This is a genomic window from Leifsonia sp. KNZ12-8B (assembly GCF_056755495.1).
The window spans coordinates 1-2348 of sequence record NZ_JBPGXM010000228.1 but is presented as its reverse complement, the minus strand read 5'-3'; the positions used below and the strand labels follow the sequence as shown (position 1 = coordinate 2348).

Below are 2348 nucleotides of genomic sequence, written 5' to 3'. Positions count from 1 at the left end.
CTCTTCGGGGTGGGAGCGGGCAGGGAACGTGGGGCCGCCGCCCGGCGCGGACGGCGGCCCGCGCGTGTCAGCAGCAGTCGGGCGAGCAGGAGCCGTCCGGCAGCACCTGGCAGTCGTCGGTGTCGCAGCATCCCATGATGATTCTCCCTTCTCCATCGACGGTTGTCGATGAACCCAGGGTGAACGCATACATTGACGTTTGTCAATGTATCGACGAGAATCGATGCATGGCGATCACCGAGCTGCTGCCGTTGCGCGACCTCCAGGCGTGCTGCGCGCCGATCACGCGCGAGGTCATCAGCGACGAGCACGCCGTCTCGGTCGCCAAGGCGATGAAGGCGCTCGCCGATCCGGCACGGCTGCGGCTGCTGTCGATGGTCGCCGCTCACGAGGACGGCGAGGCCTGCGTGTGCGACCTGACCGAACCGCTCGGCCTCTCGCAGCCGACGGTCTCGCACCACCTCAAGATCCTCGTGGAGGCCGGGTACCTGACGCGGACCAAGCGCGGCACCTGGGCGTACTACCGGATCGTGCCGGGGTCGCTCGACGCCGTCGGCTCGTTCTTCGCCACAGTCTGAGACCTCGCCGGGCCGGCGCCCCGGGCCAGTGCCGGCGCGCCGGGCTAGCGCCCTTCCCGCAACCGGGCCTCCCGCTGCCGCGACACGGAGGCGGCCGCCCTCGCCGCTACGCGGCTGACCGTGATCTCGAACGGGCCGCGGAGGCGCAGCAGCGCGAGCACGGCGCCGAGCGCGCTGACGATGGCGATGTTGAGGACGGCGGCACCCCATCCCTCCGCCCACCACGGCGACGTGCCGGGGGCGAGGTCGTACGCGAGCGCCGCGATCACGGCGAGCGTGAGGATGTGGAGCACGTACGAGCTGAGCGGCGCGGCGCCCGCGGCGATGAAGGGCCGGAGCGGGAGGGACGCCCGCGGCACGGTCGCGAGCAGCAGCAGGCACAGGCCGATGACGGCCGCGCTCACGCCGATGCCGCGCAGCAGGTCGAGCACCGTCCCCGAGTGCGGAAGACCGAGCAGGATGCCGCTGACGTCGCCGGTCGGGCCGCCGTACTCCTGGAACTCGTCCGGCTGCACCGCCGCAGGGAGCAGGGTCGCCGCGACCGCTGCCAGCACCGCGGCGACCGCGGCGGCGGTGGCTCCCGCACCGGCGGCGATCCCGGCGAAGCGGGTGAGACCGCCCGCTGCGACGGCGGCGAGAGCCGCCCGGCCGAGCAGCATCCCGACCAGCAGGTACACGAGCCAGGTGAGCGCCGGATAGGTGCCGGTCAGCAGCACGGCCCGCACCAGCTTCAGCGGGTCGCCGGCGTCGAGGAAGCCGGGCGACCACAGCTCGGAGACGGTCTGCAGCTGCTCCCGCAGCCACCAGTTCGCCACCGGCACGACCAGCGCCAGCACCGCGCACACGGTGACGACGACCCAGCGCCGGGCGGTCAGCAGCGGCACGGTCAGCCACATCGCGACGCCCAGGTAGACGAGCACGATGACGGCCTGCTGCTGGAGCACGGCCAGCACGAGGCCGACGCCGATCACGCAGGCTCCGCGGGCGAGGAGGGCCGCCCGGGCCGCCCACGCCTCGCCGGCCTCCAGGTAGCGGCGGGAGGCCAGGGCAACGCTGAACCCGCTGACTACGGCGAACAGGGTCGATGCGTTCCCGGTCACCAGCCACCCGGCCACCGCCCCCTGCTGGTCGTACGGGACGGTGTGCGCGACGATCATCCCGGCGATCGCGAGGAACCGTGCCAGGTCGAGTCCCGCGAGCCGGGCGCCGGGGGAGACCGCGGCTGCGACCAGCGTGTTCATGGCACCAGCCTGACGCATCCCGCCGGTCGGCACCACGACGCCCCGGCCCGGCCGCCGGGCGGAGGCAGGGTCGGGGCGCCGTCGTGTCCCGCGGGCTCAGCGCGTCAGGAGCGCACGGTCCACCGCTGGTACGCGTTGCCGTAGCAGGTGGTCACCTGCAGCGGCGCGTTGCTCGCACCGTTGTCGAGCGCGTCGAGGCACAGGTTCAGCCCGGCGTTCACGTACGACGCGGTGTCGGCGCGGTACTGCCACTGCTGGTTCGTGCTCGTCGTGCAGGCGGCCGCCTTCACCCGGTGCGTCACCGTGTCCGGAGTGAGGCACAGGCCGCCGCGCTGGGGGAACATCAACCGCTTGCCGGCGTCGAGCTGGACGAGCTGGTTGGCGTTGCCGACGCAGGTCCACAGACCGGCCGTCGTGCCGTTGTCGAGCAGGTCGAGGCAGTAGCCCTGTGCGCCGTTCTTGAGGGCGGCGGGTGCTGCGGTCGGCGTGGCCGTCGGCGCAGCGGTCGGCGTCGGCGTCGGGGTGGGAG

At 73.1% G+C, this 2348-nt stretch carries 3 protein-coding genes; 1 reads left to right on the top strand and 2 read right to left on the bottom strand.

What is annotated here, in order from left to right; all coding sequences use genetic code 11:
• Positions 1-227: 227 nt before the first annotated feature.
• Positions 228-578: a metalloregulator ArsR/SmtB family transcription factor gene (locus ACR9ZG_RS18660; protein ID WP_481286341.1), complete on the top strand. Its 351-nt coding sequence runs from the start codon at positions 228-230 to the stop codon at positions 576-578.
• A gap of 44 nt (positions 579-622) precedes the next feature.
• Here the strand turns inward: ACR9ZG_RS18660 and ACR9ZG_RS18655 are convergent, their stop codons facing one another.
• Together ACR9ZG_RS18655 and ACR9ZG_RS18650 are read right to left on the bottom strand one after the other, a co-directional pair.
• Positions 623-1819, bottom strand: a complete 1197-nt coding sequence (locus ACR9ZG_RS18655; protein WP_481286340.1) for a heparan-alpha-glucosaminide N-acetyltransferase domain-containing protein — start codon at positions 1817-1819, stop codon at positions 623-625.
• 104 nt (positions 1820-1923) lie between these two features.
• Positions 1924-2348 (bottom strand): RICIN domain-containing protein (locus ACR9ZG_RS18650; protein ID WP_481286339.1); only part of this gene is annotated, 425 nt, incomplete at its 5' end.

Excerpts from the sequence above, each read along its gene's own strand:
- ACR9ZG_RS18655 (WP_481286340.1), bottom strand. The coding sequence starts at position 1,819 with ATGAACACGCTGGTCGCAGCCGCGGTCTCCCCCGGCGCCCGGCTCGCG.
- ACR9ZG_RS18660 (WP_481286341.1), top strand. The coding sequence starts at position 228 with ATGGCGATCACCGAGCTGCTGCCGTTGCGCGACCTCCAGGCGTGCTGC.